14 protein-coding genes are annotated in these 17384 nt (G+C 73.8%); 11 read left to right on the forward strand and 3 right to left on the reverse strand.

The window, feature by feature from the left end:
• Positions 1 to 23 precede the first annotated feature (23 nt).
• The 5 genes from ACIBO1_RS11955 to ACIBO1_RS11975 all read left to right on the forward strand — a co-directional run bounded on the left by ACIBO1_RS11955 (position 24) and on the right by ACIBO1_RS11975 (position 6103).
• Positions 24 to 725, forward strand: a complete 702-nt coding sequence (locus ACIBO1_RS11955; RefSeq protein WP_137780828.1) for a response regulator transcription factor — start codon at positions 24 to 26, stop codon at positions 723 to 725.
• Positions 722 to 2275, forward strand: a complete 1554-nt coding sequence (locus tag ACIBO1_RS11960) for an ATP-binding protein (RefSeq protein ID WP_396744461.1) — start codon at positions 722 to 724, stop codon at positions 2273 to 2275. Before ACIBO1_RS11955 ends, ACIBO1_RS11960 begins: the two co-directional genes overlap by 4 nt.
• A gap of 62 nt (positions 2276 to 2337) precedes the next feature.
• A complete protein-coding gene (locus tag ACIBO1_RS11965) occupies positions 2338 to 4041 on the forward strand; it encodes a trypsin-like peptidase domain-containing protein (RefSeq protein WP_396744464.1) in 1704 nt (567 codons plus the stop codon).
• A 180-nt stretch (positions 4042 to 4221) separates the two neighbouring features.
• Positions 4222 to 4893 (forward strand): BON domain-containing protein, encoded by a 672-nt coding sequence (locus ACIBO1_RS11970; RefSeq protein WP_396744467.1) that lies wholly within the window; start codon positions 4222 to 4224, stop codon positions 4891 to 4893.
• A 148-nt stretch (positions 4894 to 5041) separates the two neighbouring features.
• Positions 5042 to 6103, forward strand: a complete 1062-nt coding sequence (locus ACIBO1_RS11975) for a glycosyltransferase family 4 protein (protein WP_396744810.1) — start codon at positions 5042 to 5044, stop codon at positions 6101 to 6103.
• Between the two features lie 27 nt (positions 6104 to 6130).
• Here the strand turns inward: ACIBO1_RS11975 and ACIBO1_RS11980 are convergent, their stop codons facing one another.
• Positions 6131 to 7723 (reverse strand): protein kinase, encoded by a 1593-nt coding sequence (locus ACIBO1_RS11980; protein WP_396744470.1) that lies wholly within the window; start codon positions 7721 to 7723, stop codon positions 6131 to 6133.
• Positions 7724 to 7891: 168 nt separating this feature from the next.
• Between ACIBO1_RS11980 and ACIBO1_RS11985 the strand changes: the two genes are divergently transcribed.
• The 6 genes from ACIBO1_RS11985 to ACIBO1_RS12010 are packed head-to-tail and all read left to right on the forward strand — an operon-like array spanning position 7892 to position 15164.
• Positions 7892 to 8722 (forward strand): patatin-like phospholipase family protein, encoded by an 831-nt coding sequence (locus ACIBO1_RS11985; RefSeq protein WP_131057051.1) that lies wholly within the window; start codon positions 7892 to 7894, stop codon positions 8720 to 8722.
• Positions 8722 to 9738, forward strand: a complete 1017-nt coding sequence (locus ACIBO1_RS11990; protein WP_396744474.1) for a 1-acyl-sn-glycerol-3-phosphate acyltransferase — start codon at positions 8722 to 8724, stop codon at positions 9736 to 9738. The genes ACIBO1_RS11985 and ACIBO1_RS11990 overlap by 1 nt, the downstream gene beginning before the upstream one ends.
• Before the next feature lie 9 nt (positions 9739 to 9747).
• Complete coding sequence (cutA, locus tag ACIBO1_RS11995; RefSeq protein WP_396744477.1) at positions 9748 to 10068, forward strand: divalent-cation tolerance protein CutA; 321 nt, start codon at positions 9748 to 9750, stop codon at positions 10066 to 10068.
• A gap of 48 nt (positions 10069 to 10116) precedes the next feature.
• A complete protein-coding gene (locus ACIBO1_RS12000; protein ID WP_396744480.1) occupies positions 10117 to 13668 on the forward strand; it encodes an SCO7613 C-terminal domain-containing membrane protein in 3552 nt (1183 codons plus the stop codon).
• A 57-nt stretch (positions 13669 to 13725) separates the two neighbouring features.
• Complete coding sequence (locus ACIBO1_RS12005) at positions 13726 to 14019, forward strand: 4a-hydroxytetrahydrobiopterin dehydratase (RefSeq protein ID WP_396744483.1); 294 nt, start codon at positions 13726 to 13728, stop codon at positions 14017 to 14019.
• Positions 14016 to 15164, forward strand: coding sequence for an FHA domain-containing protein (locus ACIBO1_RS12010; protein WP_396744486.1), 1149 nt, complete (start codon positions 14016 to 14018; stop codon positions 15162 to 15164). The genes ACIBO1_RS12005 and ACIBO1_RS12010 overlap by 4 nt, the downstream gene beginning before the upstream one ends.
• A gap of 147 nt (positions 15165 to 15311) precedes the next feature.
• Here the strand turns inward: ACIBO1_RS12010 and rocD are convergent, their stop codons facing one another.
• Together rocD and ddaH are read right to left on the reverse strand one after the other, a co-directional pair.
• Positions 15312 to 16526, reverse strand: coding sequence for an ornithine--oxo-acid transaminase (rocD, locus tag ACIBO1_RS12015; protein ID WP_396744489.1), 1215 nt, complete (start codon positions 16524 to 16526; stop codon positions 15312 to 15314).
• Complete coding sequence (gene ddaH, locus ACIBO1_RS12020) at positions 16523 to 17332, reverse strand: dimethylargininase (protein WP_396744813.1); 810 nt, start codon at positions 17330 to 17332, stop codon at positions 16523 to 16525. Before ddaH ends, rocD begins: the two co-directional genes overlap by 4 nt.
• Positions 17333 to 17384: the final 52 nt, after the last annotated feature.

A 17384-nucleotide genomic window follows, 5' to 3' on the forward strand; every position in this document is an offset into this window, starting at 1 on the left:
CGACTGCACGGATGATGGGCGGCATGGCGGCTACCCAGACCGAGGCCCGACTACTCGTCGTCGAGGACGATCCCAACATCCTCGAACTGCTCTCCGCGAGCCTGCGGTTCGCGGGTTTCGACGTGGCCACCGCCACCAGTGGCAGCGCGGCGCTCAGCGCGGCCCGGGACCACCGGCCCGACCTCGTGGTGCTCGACGTGATGCTGCCGGACCTGGACGGCTTCGAGGTGATCCGGATGATGCGCGAGGGCGGCACCCGTACGCCGGTGGTCTTCCTCACCGCCCGGGACGCCACCGACGACAAGATCCGGGGACTGACCCTCGGCGGCGACGACTACGTCACCAAGCCGTTCAGCCTGGAGGAGCTGACCGCCCGGATCCGGGCGGTGCTGCGCCGCACCAGCACCGGCGAGCAGGCGCCCGCCCGCCTCACCTTCGCCGACCTGGAGCTGGACGAGGAGACCCACGAGGTGTACAGGGCCGGTCAGCGGGTCCAGCTCTCGCCGACCGAGTTCAAGCTGCTGCGCTACCTGATGCTCAACGCCAACCGGGTGCTGTCCAAGGCGCAGATCCTCGACCACGTCTGGAACTACGACTTCCGGGGCGACGACAACATCGTCGAGTCCTACATCTCCTACCTGCGCCGCAAGGTCGACACCACCGAGCCCCGGCTCATCCACACCCTGCGGGGGGTCGGGTACGTGCTCCGCAAGCCGGCGGCGTGAACCCGGTACAGCAGGGCAAGACCCGACTCCGCTCGGTATCGCTGCGGGTCAAGCTCGTCGCGGCCGTACTCGCGCTGGTCGCCGCCGCGCTGTTGGTGATCGCCTCGCTGACCACGATCTTCCTCCGCAGCTATCTGGTGGACCAGGTGGACGCCGAGCTGCGAGGTGCCGCCCTCACCATCGAGACCGCCGTCATCGCGCAGCAGGGCACGGTCGGCATCCCGACCGACTACCTGGTGGTCTTCACCAACCGCAACACCGGCCTCGTGGAGGGGGTGGGGTTCGACACCCGGCGGTTCGACTCCGCCGACGTACCGGCCTGGCCCAACGACGCCGCCGGGTTCGAGCGGCTGGCCGGAGAGCCCTTCACCACCCGTGCCCGGGGCAGCGAGGTGCGCTGGCGGATGCTCTACACCGAGCTGCCGAACGGGCAGTGGGCGGTGATCGGGCAGCACCTCACCGACGTCGAGATGGCGGTCAAGCGGCTGATCCTGATCGACCTGCTGGTCGGTGGGGCGGTGCTGATCCTGCTCGCCTCGATCGGCGCGGCCATCGTCCGGACCAGCCTCAAACCGTTGGTGGAGATCGAACGTACCGCCGCCGCGATCGCCGGTGGCGACCTCAGCCGCCGGGTGCCCGACCCCGAGTACGGGCAACCCTGTCCCACCTCGGAGCTGGGGCGGCTGTCCCGCGCGTTGAACGCGATGCTCAGCCAGATCGAGATGGCCTTCACCGCCCGTGCGGCGTCCGAGTTCGCGGCCCGTTCCGCCGAGTCCGCCGCGCGGGAGGCGGCGGAGGCGGCCCGTGCCTCCGAGGCGCGGTCCCGCCGGTCGGAGGAGCGGATGCGGCAGTTCGTCGCGGACGCCTCGCACGAGCTGCGGACCCCGCTGACCACGATCCGGGGCTTCGCCGAGCTGTACCGGCAGGGTGCGGCCCGCGCTCCCGAGCAGACCTCGGACCTGCTGCGCCGGATCGAGGACGAGGCGTCCCGGATGGGCCTGCTGGTGGAGGACCTGCTGCTGCTGGCCCGGCTGGACCAGGAGCGGCCGTTGTCGCTCGCCCCGGTCGAGCTGCCAGTGCTGGCCACGGACGCGTTGGAGGCGGCCCGGGCGACCGCGCCGGACCGGCGGATCGAGCTGGAGATCGAGCCGGGTTCCGGGCCGCTCGTGGTGCGCGGCGACGACGCCCGGCTGCGGCAGGTGATCGGCAACCTGATGACGAACGCCGTGCGGCACACCCCGCCGGAGGCGTCGGTGACGCTGCGCCTGCGTGCCGAGCCGGGCGACCTTGCGGTGATCGAGGTCTCCGACACCGGGCCGGGACTCACCGGCGAGCAGGCGGAACGGGTCTTCGAACGCTTCTACCGAGCGGACGCCTCGCGGACCCGGCGTACCGGAACGTACACCGGCACCGGTCTCGGGCTGGCCATCGTCGCTGCTCTGGTGTCGGTGCACCAGGGCAGCGTGGAGGTGACCGACACGCCGGGCGGGGGCGCCACCTTCCGGGTCCGGCTGCCGCTGGCCCCCGCCACGGACATCGACGATGAATGATTTTCAGCGAACGCTCAGGCCCGGCTAAGGCGGATCGCAGTGCGATGGGTAAAGGTAGAGGCATGAGCGAGTACGAGTCCGACCCGCGCCGGCCGGCACCGACCGACGCCGAGCCGTCGCATCCCGAGCTGTCCCGCGCCGAGTACGCGCGGACCGACTCCCCCTCCCTCCCGGCGTCCGGCGGCGGTGCCGACCGGACCGCCGAGGCGCCGACCGTCCCGGTCCGGGCGGTTGACGCGCCGGGCACCGGTGGGCAGGACAACGAGCCCACGATGACCGGCCTGCCCACCGCCGGCTCGGCTCCGCCGGCCTCCGGTCGACCCACCTGGTCGCCGTCGAGCGGGCAACCGCACCAGCCCGGCTACGGCACCCCGTCCGGCTACGCCGCGCAGTCCGGTTACGGCGGCCAGTCCGGATACGGCGGCCAGTCCGGATACGGCAGTCAGTCCGGCCAGTCGGGCCAGTCGGGTTACGGCGGCCAGTCCGGTCAGTCCGGCCAGTCGGGCTACGGCAGCCAGTCCGGGTACGGCAGTCAGCCCGGCTACGGCCAGTCCGGTGCCGGATACTCCGGCGCGTCCTGGTATCCGAACCAGTCGAGCTGGAGCGGCGGCACCCAGAGCGGCTCCTCCGGGCACCCGGGCTACCCGGGTCAGCCGGGTCAGCCGGGAACGCCCGGCGGCTACCCGGGCCAACCCGCGCCGTGGGGACCGACCCCGCCCCGGGGATCCAAGCCGGGCCGGGTCGCCAAGTTCATCGGTGCCGGTGTGGCGGTGTTCGCGTTGATGCTCGGCAGCGGGGTGGCCGGTGGGACGCTCGCGCTGGCGCTCAACGGCGGCGGGGGCGTGACCCGTACCTTCTCCGCCGCGCCGGTGATCGACGGTGCCGACCTGCCGCGGATCGCCGCGTCCGTGCAGGACAGCGTGGTGTCGATCAGCACCGGCAGCGGTGAGGGTTCCGGCGTGGTGCTCAGCGCGGACGGGTTCGTCCTGACCAACAACCACGTGATCGCCAACGGGGGCGACAACGTTCGGGTGATCTTCGCCAACGGCACCACGGCGCGGGCCGAGATCGTCGGCACCGACCCGAAGACCGACCTGGCGGTGCTGAAGGCGAACGGGGTCACCGACCTCCAGGCCGCCAAGTTCGGCGACAGCGACGCCATGCAGGTCGGCGACACGGTGCTCGCGCTGGGCAGCCCGCTCGGCCTCCAGGGCTCGGTGACGGCCGGCATCCTCAGCGCCCGGGACCGCACCATCCAGGCCGGCAGCGGCCAGCCCGGCCAGTCGGCCAGCTCGATCTCCGGGCTGTTGCAGACCGATGCGCCGATCAACCCCGGTAACTCCGGCGGCGCGCTGGTCAACACCCGGGGCGAGGTGATCGGCATCAACACCGCCATCGCCACCGCCGGGCAGGGCTCCAGCGGCAACATCGGCGTGGGCTTCGCGATCCCCAGCAACAAGGCCAAGGACGTCACGGACAAGCTGCGACGCGGCGAGAAGATCAGCCACCCGTCGCTCGGGGTGAGCGTGAACGCTTCGCCCGACGGCGGCGCGATGGTCGGTTCCCTGCTGCCGGGCGGTGCCGCCGAGCGCGCCGGTCTGCAACAGGGCGACGTGATCATCCGGTTCGGCGACAAGCCGATCAACGACTCCACCGACCTGGTCGCGGCCGTGCAGGCCGGCAAGGTCGGTGACCAGGTCGAGGTGACCTACGTACGCAACGGCACCGAGGCGACGGCAACCGTGACGCTCGCCGAGGCGTCCTGACGCAAGGACCTGCTTCCTCCCTCCGGGGCGGCGGGTGGCGCGGCCAAGGGGGTTGGTCGCGGCACCCGCCGCCCCTCTTTTGCGGCTCGGGACGGTTCACCCGCATCGGGTGACCCCTGCTCACCCGGTGCGCGGGCAGTCTCGGCGATGCGGAAGCAGGTCAGGCGGATGGGGGGAGCCATGACCACGGCAGCGGCGGCCCGGACCGACGACCGGGTCCAACGGGACGTACTCGACGAACTCGACTGGGACCCACAGGTACGCGGGACCGACCTCGGGGTGACCGTGCACGACGGGGTGGTGACGCTGACCGGTGCGGTGGACGGCGCGGCCCACCGGTGGGCCGCGGTCGGTGCGGCCCGACGGGTACGCGGCGTACGTGCCGTCGCCGGCGAGATCGAGGTGCGCCCCGCTGGGCCGGACGGGATCACCGACGGCGAACTGGCGATCGCGGCCGCCCGGGCGTTGGAGTGGAACAGCTTCGTGCCGGCCGAACGGCTGGACGTGACCGTCGCCGCCGGCTGGCTGATGCTGCGCGGCGAGGTGGAGTTCGGGTGGCAACGGCGTACCGCCGAGCGGGAGTTGCGCCGGCTGCGGGGCGTACGCGGGCTGACCAACCTGGTCGAGGTGCGGGCCGCCACCCCGCCCGACTCCGACCGGGTACGCCGCGACGTGCAACGTGCCCTGCTGCGCGGTATCGGCACGGAACGGGTGACCGTGCAGGTCAGCGGCGACACAGTGACCCTGACCGGGGTGGTGCGGTCCTGGTGGGAACGCGATCAGGCGGAACGGATGGCCTGGTCGACCGAGGGTGTGTCGGTGGTACGCGACGAACTGCTCGTGGGCGGCTGAGCCGCGATGTGGTGTCCCGTTTGCCGGCGGCGGCACCGGGAAACCGCTTCGATCCCCGCCCGCCGTACCGGGGACCGGGGCCAGCGGAGACGGACGGGGAGGGCTCGTGGCCGACAAGGTTCCCTGGGAACGCCGACTACGGATCGCGATGGTGGTGCCACCCTGGCTGTCCGTGCCTCCGCCCGGGTACGGCGGGTTGGAGCAGGTGGTGGCGGGCCTGGTGGACGCCCTGGTCGACCGGGGGCATGCGGTGACCCTGATGGGCGCGGGCGCGGAGAACGGCACCGCGGGCGACTTCCTCGCCACCCTCGACGAGTTGCAGTACGACCGGCTCGGCGAGTCGCTGCCCGAACTGGCCCACCTGGCCCGGGTGAACCATCTGGTCAGCGCGGCCGACTTCGACGTCGTGCACGACCACACCACGATCGGTCCGCTGGTCGCCGGGCGTCGCGCGGTGCCCACCGTGGCGACCGTGCACGGCAACCCGGTGGGCGAGTACGGCACCGTGCTCAGCGACACCGACCAGGGCGTCGGCCTGGTCGCCATCTCCCACGCCCAGCGGCGGCTGAACCCGCGACTGCCCTGGGTCGGCACGGTGCACAACGCGATGGAGGTCGGCGGGTTCCCGCGAAAGACGTCACCCGGTGACGGGCCGGTGCTGTGGCTCGCCCGGTTCAGCCCGGACAAGGGACCGGACCTGGCCATCCGCGCCTGCCGGGAGGCCGGCCTGCCGCTGGTGCTGGCCGGTAAGTGCAGCGAGCCGGCCGAGCAGCGCTACTTCGACGAGGTGGTCCGGCCGCTACTCGGCCCGGACGTCACGGTGGTGCGCGACGCCGACCGGGAGGCCGCGTTGCGGCTGCTGGTCGAGGCGTCCTGCCTGATCATGCCGATCCAGTGGGAGGAGCCCTTCGGCATCGTGATGCTGGAGGCGATGGCCACCGGCACGCCGGTGGTGGCGTTGCGCCGGGGCGCGGTGCCGGAGCTGGTCCGGCCCGGGGTGACCGGGTTGATCTGCGAGCGTCCGGAGGAGTTGCCGGCGGCGCTGCGCGAGGCGCCTCGGCTGGACCCGGCGGACTGCGTGGCGCACGTGGCACAGACCTTCTCGGTGGAGCGGATGGCAGCCGGCTACGAAGAGGTGTACCGCCGGTTCCTGGCGGCGGCCACGCCGCGCACCGCGATGCGCGAGCCGGCCCGGGTCACCCCGTCCTAGACCCGCGCGGCCTGGACCCGCGCGCAACTAGACCTGCGCGGCACCGAGCGCGGTGATCGCCGCGTCGAGTTGCCGGGCGTACGCCGGACTCAGTCCCTCCTCGCGGAGCCGGGTGGCCACCTTCTCGCGGAGCCGGGCCACCTCGGGCCCCAGTTCGCCGTTGCCCTCGGCCACGGCCCGGGTGAGGTTGCGCAGTTCGTTGCGCAGGTCGAGGGCGACGTCGTCGCGGATGCCGCCGTCGGCGAGACCGGCGCCGATCACCCGGTCGAGCCGGTTCGCGGCCTCGACCAGGGTGTCCGGCTGGCTCGGTCGGGTGGGCGCGGCACTGGTTGGAGGCGGTGCGGCCGAGGTGATCGGCGGTGCCACGGGTGGTTGCTCGCTGGGGGTGTCGTCCGGCACGGTCGGCCCGGCCGACGCGCTCGGCTGTGGGGTGGGCAGCGCGGCGGGCGGCTCGTCGCCCTCCGGCAGCAGCGCCGGGACCAGCAGCGCCGCTCCGAGCACCAGGATCGCTGCCGGCACCAGGAGCGCCGGCCGCAGCAGCCGTCGTCGACGTTCCGTCGGGGCGTCGTCGCCGGGGGACCGCGTTCCCGGCTGGTGGCCGCCCGGTGCGTGTTCCCCGGCCGCCGTGGCCGTCGTCGGGGCCCCGGCCGCTCCGCCGCTGCCGGGAACGACCGGCCCGGCGATGGTGTGGTGGGCCGGACCGACGACGGAGGCGGTGGCCCGGGCCTGGGTCAGCGCGGGAAGCGTGACGGTGGGGGCGAGCATGGTGGTGGCCTGTGGGTCGGCCGGGAGCATCTGGTCGCGCAGCACGGTGGCCACCTGGCGGGCGGTGGGCCGGTCGGCCGGTTCGCGGGACAGACAGCGCAGGCAGACCTGGGCCACCATCGGGGGCAGCCCCGGCACACCGTCCAGGGTGGGCGGTGCCCCCTCGGCCAGCGCGAGGCTGAGCTCGTCCCAGGTGTCCGCCGGGTACGGCACCCGACCGGTCAGCATCTCGTGGAGCAGCACGCCGAGCGAGTAGACGTCGGTGGCGGGTTGGGTCGGCGCGCCGTCGAGTCGTTCCGGGGCCACGTAGGCCGGGGTGCCGAAGGTGGCGCCGTCCTCGTCGTCGTCGGGGGCGCCGATGCGGGTGGCGATGCCGAAGTCCAGCACCTTCGCGCCGACGTGCGTCATCATCACGTTGGCGGTGGTGACGTCCCGGTGCACGATGCCGAGCCGGTGCGCGGCGGCGAGCGCGTCGGCGACCTGCGCGCCGATCTCCACCGCCTCGGGCCACGGCAGCGGCCCTTCGGTGAGGCGGAACTCCAGCTCCTCGCCGGTGAGCAGTTCCATCACCACGAACGACGTGATGGTGCCGTCCGGCGACACGGTCTCGCCGTAGTCGTGCACCGACGTCACGTGCGGGTGCACCAGCGCGGCGGCGGCCCGGGCCTCCTCGCGCACCATGTCGCGGAACCGGGCGTCCGCCGCCAGTGACGGGGCGAGCACCTTGAGCGCGACCACGCGGTCGAGCACCTCGTCGTGGGCCCGCCAGATCACCGACATGCCACCGGCACCGATCTGGTCGATCAGCCGGTAACGGGTGGCCAGCAACCGGCCGGGCTGCAGTGCTGGCTTCACGGATCGCACCTGCCCTCATAGGTGGGAGCGGTATCAGGTTGCGCGAATGTTGCCGCCCTGTCAACGGTCGATCGGGCTGCCCGTACCGGATCGGACACGGTGCGTAGCAGGGGTGCCGGCCGTGCCGGGGTGAACGGCGTACGGCACGGACGTGCCAGGATGAACGGCATGGCTCGGGGACCGGTGGCGTTCGTGCTCGGGGGCGGTGGCGTCCTCGGCGCGGTCGAGGTGGGCATGCTGCGTGCCCTGTTCCGCGCCGGGATCCGTCCGGACATGGTCCTCGGCACCTCCATCGGGGCGGTCAACGGCGCACTCGTGGCCGCCGACCCGACCGAGGCGGTGACCGACCGACTGGTACGCCTCTGGGCGTCCCCCGAGGCCAGCGAGGTGTACGGCGACTCGGTGGCCCGGCAACTGCGGCGCTTCGCGGCGCGTACCCACCTGCACTCGCCCCGGCCACTGCGCAAGCTGCTGGAGAGCGAGCTGGGCGCGGAGACCACCTTCGCCGACCTCCAGGTCCCGTTCCGCTGCTGCGCCGCCAACATCGAGCGGGCCGCCGAGCACTGGTTCGTCAGCGGGGCGGTGGTGCCCGCCGTCCTCGCCTCCGCGTCGGTGCCGGGGCTGCTGCCGCCGGCCCGGATCGGCGACCAGCACTACGTCGACGGGGGCATTGTCAACTCGATCCCGATCGGCGAGGCGGTGGTGGCCGGCGCGGGCCGCATCTTCGTCCTCCAGGTGGGACGGATCGAACGGGCGCTGGCACCGCCCCGGCGGCCCTGGGAGATCGCCCAGGTGGCCTTCGAGATCGCCCGTCGGCACCGGTTCGCCCGGGAGATGGCCGCCCTGCCCGACGGGGTGGAGGTGCACGTGTTGCCGACCGGTGGACTAGAACCGCGCGACGACACCCCATGGGCGTACCGGGACATGGCGGCGGTGGGGCGGCGGATCAGCCGCGCCTACTCGGCCTCCCGGCACTACCTGGCGAATCTGGAGCGTTGATGCCGCTACCGCACCGGTGGGTTCGCCGCCTGCTGCTGGCACCGGGCGTGGTGCTGCTGGTGTTCCTGCTGGTGACCACCGTGCCGGTGTGGGCCCTGCTGGCTCTGGCCGTGTCTCCCTTCGTGCCGGGGCGGCTGCGTCCGCTGCGGGTGCTCTGGATCGGCTTCTGCTACCTCGTCTGGGACGCGGCGGCGCTGCTCTGCCTCTTCGGTCTCTGGGTGGCCTCCGGTTTCGGCTGGCGGGTCGGCTCCCCGGCCTTCCAGCGCGCCCACTACGTGCTGGCGGGCTGGTTCCTGCGGGTGCTGTTCTGGCAGGCGAAGTGGACGCTGCGACTGACCATCGACGTGGTCGGCACCGACCCGGACACCGCGCTGCCCGGTCGCCCCGAGCTGGTGGTCTGCCGGCACGCCGGTCCGGGTGACTCGTTCATCCTGATCCACGCGTTGGTGAACTGGTTCCAGCGGGAGCCGCGCATCGTCCTCAAGGACACCCTCCAGTGGGACCCGGCGATCGACGTGCTGCTCAACCGGCTGCCGAGCCGGTTCATCGCGCCCGGGCGCGAGGGCCGGGGCTCGCTCACCGAGCAGATCGGGCACCTCGCCGTCGACCTGGACGACGACGACGCCTTCGTGATCTTTCCCGAGGGCGGCAACTTCACCCCGAAGCGGCGACTACGGGCCATCGCCCGGCTGCGGGACCGTGGCCACGAGCGGATGGCGGCCAAGGCCGAGGCGATGCGGCACGTGCTCGCCCCGCAGCCCGGCGGACTGCTGGCGGCGCTGGAGGCGGCCCCGGACGCCGGTGTGATCTTCGTGGCGCACACCGGGCTGGACCGGATGCTCACCGTCGCGGACGTGTGGCGCGAGCTGCCGATGGACAAGCGGCTGGTGATGCGGTTCTGGTCGGTGCCGCCGGAGGAGATCCCGGCCGGCCGGCAGGAACGCATCGACTGGCTGTACGACTGGTGGAGTCGGATAGACGAGTGGATCGCGGCCAATCGCGACGACGCCGCGTAGGGTTCCGGGATGGACCAGATCAGCGTGGTGACGACGGTGGTGGACGCGCGGTCGGTCGCCGATCTGCTGGCCGCCGCCGCGGTGGCCGGTCGGCTGGCGGCCTGTGCCCAGGTGGGCGGCCAGGTGGAGAGCACCTACTGGTGGCGTTCCGGGGTGGAGACGAGCACCGAGTGGTCGGTGCAGTTCAAGACCGCGACGGACCGGGTCGACGCGCTGGTGGAGCAGATCCGCACCAGCCATCCGTACGAGGTGCCGGAGATCCTGGTCAGCCGGGTGGACTGCGGCGACCCGGCGTACGCGACCTGGGTGTTCGAGCACACCCGAGCCTGAGTACGCGCACTCTGGTGCAGGTAGGGGTCGCCCGTAAAGGATGACCTCGTGGACAACGGCTACCCCTGCCCGGCCTGCGGCGCACCGGCGACTCTCAGCTCCGGCTGCACCGGTTGCGGTCGCCCGCCGCACGCCGCCGCCGCCGAGGTGATCCGGCTCGACCGGGAGATCGTGGTGCTCGGCGGCGAGGTGCAACGGGCCCGTCAGGCGTTCGAGGGGTTGACCGGCCGGCTGTCGGCGGTCCGTCGGCGTCGGGCCGAGCTGGCCGCCGCCGTACGCGCCGAGTTCCCGGCGGATCCGGCGGTGGGTCGGCCGAGCGTACCGGTCGGTGCGGCGGCCCCGACCGCGTCGGCTCCGTGGATCGCACCCCGGGCTCCGATCCCCAGCGGGCCGATTCCTGCTGGCGCGGTCCCCGGCGGCCCGATCCCGCCGGGACAGGTGCCCGGCGGGCCGGTGCCCGGGGCCGGGTGGACGCCGGTTCCGGCGCTGCCGGCCGCGAACGCCACCGGGCCGGGCGGGGCGGAGACCTCCACCAAGACGGTGCAGAACCTGCTCTTCATCCTCGGTGGCCTGCTGCTCGGCACCGCGGCGACGGTGTTCACCGCCGTCGCCTGGGCGTCGGTCGGGGTGCCCGGCCGGGCGTTGATCCTGCTGGCGATCACCGCGCTGATGCTCACCGTGCCGTTCGTCGCCCGCTGGCGTCGGCTGTACAGCACCGCCGAGACGTTCGCCGCCGTCGGCCTGCTGCTGGTGGTGCTCGACGGGTACGCCGCCTGGACGGTGGACCTGTTCGGTGTCTCCGGCTGGCCGAGCAGCCGGTACGCGGGACTGGTCGCGCTGGTCGCGACCGGGGTGGCCGCCGGGTACGCCCTGGCCAGCCGGCTGACCGTGCCGTGGTTCGCGGCGCTGCTCACCGCGCAGCCGGTGGTGCCGCTGCTGGCCGCCGAGGCCCGGCCGGGACCGGCCGGGTGGGCGGTGGCCGGCGTCGGGGTGGCACTGATGGACCTGGCCGTGATCGTCGCACTGCGGCGTCGGAGGGTCGTCGCGGGCGAGGGGGCCACGACGACTCCGGGGCTGCGGTTCGCCGGTGAGATGGCGGCCTGGATCGGGTACGCCGTGGCGCTGCTGCTCGCCGCCGGGTGTGCCCTGGCGTCGCTGCTGGTCGGCGAGGCCGGCGGCAGCACGGTGCTGGCCGGCGGGCCGATGCTGCTGGTGGCGCTCACCCTGCTCGGGGCGGCGCTGCTGACCGGTGGGTCGACCGCGCGGGCGCTGGCCGGCGCGTTCCTGGTGCCGGCACTGGCCGCCGCGGTGCTCCGGCCCGCCTCCGAGGTGCAACCGTCGGTGTGGCTGCTGGCGGCGGGTCTGGTCGCGGTGGTGCTGGTCGGTGCGGTGCGGCTGCTGCCGGTGTCCTGGCGGCCCGGTCCTCGGGCGGGCACGATGCTGGTGGTCGGCGGGGTCGGGTTGCTGGTCACGCTGACGACCCTGGTGATGGCCCTGATCGCGGTGGGCAGGTCGGTGCCGGCGTGGCGGGGGGCCGCGTCGGGAGAGACCTTCGACGGGGGCTGGCAGCTCACTGTGGCGGTCGCCCTGGTCGCGGTGGCGGTGGGGTGGCTGCTGCCCCGGGCGGCCCGTCCGGCGGTCGCGGCGGTCGGCGTCGGCCTGGCCGCGCTGGCCGTACCGCTCGCCTGGGCCGCGCCGTGGCCGGCGCTGGTCCTGCTCGACCTGCCGGTGGGGGCGGCGCTGGTGCTCGCCGCGGTGGTCCGGCCAGCGATGCGGGGCCCGGTGTCGGCCGCTGCGGCACTGACCGGTGTCGCGTTGCTCGGGCACGGTCTGCTGGTGGGGCTGGCCGCACCGGCCGGAGCCGGCGCGGCCTGCGCGGTGATCGTGCTCGTTGGCGTCGGTGCGGCCCTACTGGGTCGGCGCGGGGGTGCGGTGCAGCGGATCGTCGGCGGGGTCGGTGCCGCCCTGGCGGTGCTGGTGGTGCCGGCCGGCGCGGCGATCGCGCTGATCGGTGCCGGCGCGTCGCCGTGGTGGCAGGCGCGGGCGGCCCTGGCCGCTCTCGTGCTGCCGGTGGTCGCGCTGCTTCTCGTCCGTCGACTCTGGCCGGACCTGCACCCGTACGCCTCGGCGGGCCTCGCCGTGGCGGCCGTGCTGACCGGCCTCGCGCCGCTGACGGTCCCGGCCGACGAGCGCCTGACGGTGTACGCGGCGGTCGCGGCGTTGCTGCTCGCGGTCTCCGTGGTCCGCTCCCGCCCGCCGATTCCGGCGCTGGTGGCCGGGGTGGTGCTGGCCGTGGTGGCGGTGCTGGCGGCGATCCCGGTGACGGTGGTCGCGCTGGTCACCCCGTACGGTCCGCCGCCCGTGCCGTGGTCCGGCGTGCCGTCGACGGTGGCCGCCCCGGGCGCGTTGCCGGTCGGCGTGGCGCTGACCGTGCTGGCCGTGGCGGCGGCGCTGGCCACCTGGCCGGCGGACCGCGCCGGTCGGGGCCGGCTGGTCGCGGTGCTGCTGCCGTTCGTGGCCGCCGCCGGGCAGGTGTTGCTGGTGGCCGCCGCCGCGCCCTGGCCGCTGGTGCCGGCGACGGCGCTGCTGGGCGGCGTGGCCCTGTTGGTGGTCACCGCGCTGCGCGGCCGGTCGGGCGCGTTCCTCGGTGCCGGTCTGCCCGTCGGTCTGGTGCTGACCGGCGCCGGCCTGCTCAACCTCCAGGCGGTCCGGGCCGGCACGCTTGCCGGTCTCGGCCTGCTGGTGGTGGCGGCGACGGTGGTCGGGATGGCCGCCCGGGCCGTCGCGGTGCGCCTGGTCGGCTGGCTGGTCGCGGTCGCGTCGGCGACCGGCCTCGCGATCACCGCCCCGCTGGCCGCCGGGCTGCCGCTGCGGGTGGCGGGGTTCGCGGTGCTCGGTGTCGCGGTGCTGGTCCTCGCGCTGGCCGCCGCCCTGTCGGCGGTCCGATCGGTGCTGGACGTCACCGCGCAGGCGGTCGCGCTGGTCGCGGTGCTGCTCACCATCGGCGCCGGCCGGCACGCCGCGACGATCTGCGTGCTCTGGGGAGTCGCGGTCGGTGTGCGGCTGCTGCGCCGGGGCGAGTCGACCGGACGACGGTGGGTCTTCGCCGCCGTGGCCGGTGGCAGCGAACTGTTCGCCGTCTGGCTGCTGCTGCGCTCCGGCGAGGTGACGGTGGTGGAGGCGTACACGGTGCCGGCGGCGGTGCTGGCGCTCGTGTTCGGTGCGGTGGCGATGCGTACCCGGCCGAGGTTGCGGAGTTGGCTCGCCCTCGGCCCGGGCCTGGTCGCCCTGCTGCTGCCCAGCCTGGCCGCCCTGCTGGTCGACGCCGACGACCAGCCGTGGCGCCGTCTGCTGCTCGGTGTCGCCGCGCTGGCCGTCACCCTGCTCGGGGCGGTCCGCCGCTGGCAGGCGCCGGTGGTGCTCGGTGGGTTGACCCTCGCCCGGCTCGCCCTGCACGAGGCGGGACGCAGCTGGGACCTGCTGCCCCGGTGGGTCTTCCTGGCCGTCGCCGGGTTGGCGCTGATCGGGCTCGCGGCCACCTACGAACGCCGCCGTCGCGACCTGGGTCGTCTCCGTGACGCCATGGGCCGGATGAGCTGATCGATGGCGCAGCCGCTGGTCGCGCCGCCGTCGGACGGCACGGGTAGGGTCCTTGCCATGGCTGACGTGCTCACCGCCGAGGCGGTGCGAAACGAGCTGGGTGGGTTGGCGGACTGGTCGGGAGACCCCGCCGGGATCACCCGCACGGTGGAGCTGGCCAGCTTCCCGGCCGCCGTCACGGTCGTCGACCGGGTCGCCGTGGTGGCGGAGGAGCTGGACCATCACCCGGACATCGACATCCGATGGCGGACGTTGACGTTCCGCTGTGTCACCCATTCGGCCGGCGGCGTCACCCTGCGCGACGTGGATTTGGCTCGGCGGATCGACGAGATCGTGGGGGCGGCCCGATGAGGTTCGAGATCAGCAAGGTCCTGGACGCGATCGAGGGGCGGGTCTGCACCGACCCGCAGCTCGTCCGCGCGGTGATCGACCTCGCCGAGGTCATCCGCTACCAGGACCTGGACGGCGGCCGACCGGCCAGCACGCTGCGCCTCGGCATGGTGATCGACGCGCTGGCGCGCAGCCTCGAGGAGGACACCGTTCCGGTCTACGCGGTGGTGCACCGGGGGGTGCTCTCCGACGCCGACCTGACCTCCAACGAGCGGATGGTGGTCCGTCGCTGGGCCGACGACGGTCTGGTCGAGGTGCTGGACAACCCGGGTGACCGGATGCTGGAGGTGGCCGATTTGCTCGGCCTGCCGGTGCTCAGCCGGGTCCGGTTCGACGGCCTGCGCGGGCGGTTCCCCTGGCTGGTCGATCAGCCCGGCCGGGCGCTCGCCCCGGTGCCCGGTGCCGGTGGGCCGGTCTTCATCGCCCACGTCGGTGGCGGCCACACCCCGCTCACCGGGCCGCCGTCACCGGCCGGTGTCCAGTTGCTCGCCCGGCAGTGGCGCTGCTCCGAGTCGGGCTGCACCCTCTTCGGCGGTGCCGGCGGCGGGGGTGCCTTCGCCGACCTGGCCCGGATCGACCGCGCGCCGACCGGCCAGCCACCACCGTCGCTGCGCGGGGGCGTACCCACCTGTCCCCGGCACGGCACGCGGCTGCGCGACGACGGCCCCCGGCCGCGCAGCGAGGTCCTCGCGGTACGCGTCGGCGGCCTGATCCGGCGTCGCTTCGTGCTGACCGAGGAACAGCCGGTCGCGATCGGCCGCGCCCCGGAGAGCGCCAACGCGATCATGCTGGGCCAGTGGCTCAACGACGAGGCCCGCCGCTGGATCAGCCGTAGCCACCTGCGACTGGAGCTGCGCGGCGGCGACATCGTCGCGACCGACGTGAGCACCAACGGCTCCGGCATCCGGCCGGGCGGCTCGATGGCCGAGTCGGACCGCCTGCCGCTGGCGCCGCAGCAGTCCCGCGTCCTCGGGAGCGGGGACATGGTCGAGCTGTACCCGGGAGTGCAGATCGGTCGGCCGAGCGAGTTGCCGTCGGGTGCGCCGTACAACCCGGACTCGGTGATGTCGGAGGCGCCGACCATGGCGATGCGCCTGCCCCGCTGACGCAGACGACGGCGGGCGCCGGGACCGTGGTCCCGACGCCCGCCCTGCGGGTACGCCCCGTCCCGCCGTCACCGCGTCGGGTCGGTCACCGCGTCGGGTCGGTCACCGCGTCGTGCGGGTCTCGGCCTGTCACCCGGCGTGCGGGTGTCAGCCGCCCAGTACGGCCGCCAACTGGGCCACCGCGTGGTCGATCTCCTCCTCGGTGATCACCAGCGGCGGGGCGAGGCGGATGGTCGAGCCGTGCGTGTCCTTGGCCAGCACGCCGCGCTCCATCAGCCGCTCGCAGGCCTCCCGACCGCTCATCAGCGCCGGATCGATGTCCAGCCCGACCCACAGGCCCCGGCCGCGTACCGCGACCAGGCCCTTGCCGACAAGGTCCCGCAGCCCGGCGTGCAGCCGCTCGCCCAGCTCGGCCGAGCGCCGCTGGAACTCCCCGGTGGCGAGCAGCCGGACCACCTCGGTGGCCACCGCGCAGGCCAGCGGATTGCCGCCGAACGTGGAACCGTGCTGGCCGGGCTTGAGCACTCCGAGCACGGCCGCGTCGGCGGCCACCGCGGAGACCGGCACGATGCCGCCGCCGAGCGCCTTGCCCAGCAGGTACACGTCCGGCACCACGCCCTCCTGCTCGCAGGCGAAGGTGGCCCCGGTCCGGCCCAGGCCGGACTGGATCTCGTCGGCGATGAAGAGCATGCTGCGCTCGTCGCAGAGCCGCCGAACGCCGGCCAGGTAGCCCTCCGGCGGCACCACCACACCCTGCTCGCCCTGGATCGGCTCCAGCAGCACCGCGACGGTGTGCTCGTCGACCGCCTCGGCCAGCGCGGCCAGGTCGCCGTAGGGGACGATCCGGAAGCCCGGCGTGTACGGCCCGAAGTCGGCCCGCGCGTCCTCGTCGGTGGAGAAGCTGACGATGGTGGTGGTCCGGCCGTGGAAGTTGCCGTCCGCGACCACGATGGTGGCCTGCCCGTCCGGTACGCCCTTGACCTGGTAGCCCCACTTGCGGGCGACCTTGATGCCGGTCTCCACCGCCTCGGCGCCGGTGTTCATCGGCAGCACGAGATCCTTGCCACACAGCGCCGCGAGCTCCCGACAGAAGTCGGCGAACTGGTCGTGCACGAACGCCCGGCTGGTCAGCGTCAACCGGTCGAGCTGGGCGTGCGCGGCGGCGATCAGCGTCGGGTGCCGGTGGCCGAAGTTCAGCGCCGAGTAGCCGGCGAGACAGTCGAGATACCGCCGACCGTCCACGTCGGTGACCCAGGCGCCCTCGGCGGAGGAGATCACCACCGGCAGCGGGTGGTAGTTGTGCGCGGTGTGACGCTCGGCGTCCCGCACCGCGGCCGGAGTCCGCAGCATGTCCTCGATCACTGGCTTGCCTTTCCGAGTCGCAACGTGCAGCACTTCGGGCCACCGCCGGCCTTACGCAGCTCGGACAGATCGACACCGATGGTCTGATAGCCCCGGTCCCGCAACGTCGCGGCCAGGCCGGTGGCCTGCTCCGGCAGCACCACGTGCCGACCGTCGCTGACCGCGTTCAGGCCGAGCACCTCGGCGTCGGCAATGCTGGCGTGCACCGCGTCCGGGAACAGCCGGCGCAACACCGCCTGGCTGCCGGGGGAGAACGCCTCCGGCAGGTACGCCACGGTCCGCTCGTCGAGCACGGTGAGCGCGGTGTCCAGGTGATAGAAGCGCGGGTCGACGAGCTGCATGGTGACCACCGGGTAGCCGAACACCTCCTGCAACTGCGCGTGCGAGGCGTGCGCGGTCCGGAAGCCGGTGCCGGCGAGCAGTACGTCCCCGGCGAGCAGCACGTCCCCCTCGCCCTCGTTGACGTGCTTCGGGTCGTACACGTCGAACCCGGCGGCCTCGAACCAGGACCGGTACGCGGGCGCCTCGTCGGCGCGCTGCGGGTCGCGGAACTGCACGGCCATCGCCCGGTCACCGATCACGGTGCCCCCGTTGGCGGCGAAGACCATGTCGGGCAGGCCCGGCAGCGGGTCGATCTCCTCGACGACGTGACCCAGGTCGCGGTACACCTGCCGCAGCCGCTCCCACTGCCGCACCGCGCGGTCGGTGTCGACCGGAGCGGTCGGGTCCATCCACGGGTTGATCGCATAATCGACGGCGAAGTACGTCGGCCGGCACATCAGGAAGCGCTGGCTGGTGGCGTCCATCGTCATTGTCCTGCTCCCAGGCTCGGGCGCGCCCTGGCCACCGTCGGCCCAC

Source organism: Micromonospora sp. NPDC049903, assembly GCF_044460945.1.
In the GTDB taxonomy this organism is placed as follows: Bacteria; Actinomycetota; Actinomycetes; order Mycobacteriales; family Micromonosporaceae; genus Micromonospora.

What these genes read in the sequence shown, in the direction of transcription:
- ACIBO1_RS11955 (WP_137780828.1), top strand. Translation starts at nt 24, where the DNA reads ATGGCGGCTACCCAGACCGAGGCCCGACTACTCGTCGTCGAGGACGAT.
- ACIBO1_RS11965 (WP_396744464.1), top strand. Translation starts at nt 2,338, where the DNA reads ATGAGCGAGTACGAGTCCGACCCGCGCCGGCCGGCACCGACCGACGCC.
- ACIBO1_RS11970 (WP_396744467.1), top strand. Translation starts at nt 4,222, where the DNA reads ATGACCACGGCAGCGGCGGCCCGGACCGACGACCGGGTCCAACGGGAC.
- ACIBO1_RS11975 (WP_396744810.1), top strand. Translation starts at nt 5,042, where the DNA reads ATGGTGGTGCCACCCTGGCTGTCCGTGCCTCCGCCCGGGTACGGCGGG.
- ACIBO1_RS11985 (WP_131057051.1), top strand. Translation starts at nt 7,892, where the DNA reads ATGGCTCGGGGACCGGTGGCGTTCGTGCTCGGGGGCGGTGGCGTCCTC.
- ACIBO1_RS11990 (WP_396744474.1), top strand. Translation starts at nt 8,722, where the DNA reads ATGCCGCTACCGCACCGGTGGGTTCGCCGCCTGCTGCTGGCACCGGGC.
- cutA (WP_396744477.1), top strand. Translation starts at nt 9,748, where the DNA reads ATGGACCAGATCAGCGTGGTGACGACGGTGGTGGACGCGCGGTCGGTC.
- ACIBO1_RS12005 (WP_396744483.1), top strand. Translation starts at nt 13,726, where the DNA reads ATGGCTGACGTGCTCACCGCCGAGGCGGTGCGAAACGAGCTGGGTGGG.
- ACIBO1_RS12010 (WP_396744486.1), top strand. Translation starts at nt 14,016, where the DNA reads ATGAGGTTCGAGATCAGCAAGGTCCTGGACGCGATCGAGGGGCGGGTC.
- ddaH (WP_396744813.1), bottom strand. Translation starts at nt 17,332, where the DNA reads ATGGACGCCACCAGCCAGCGCTTCCTGATGTGCCGGCCGACGTACTTC.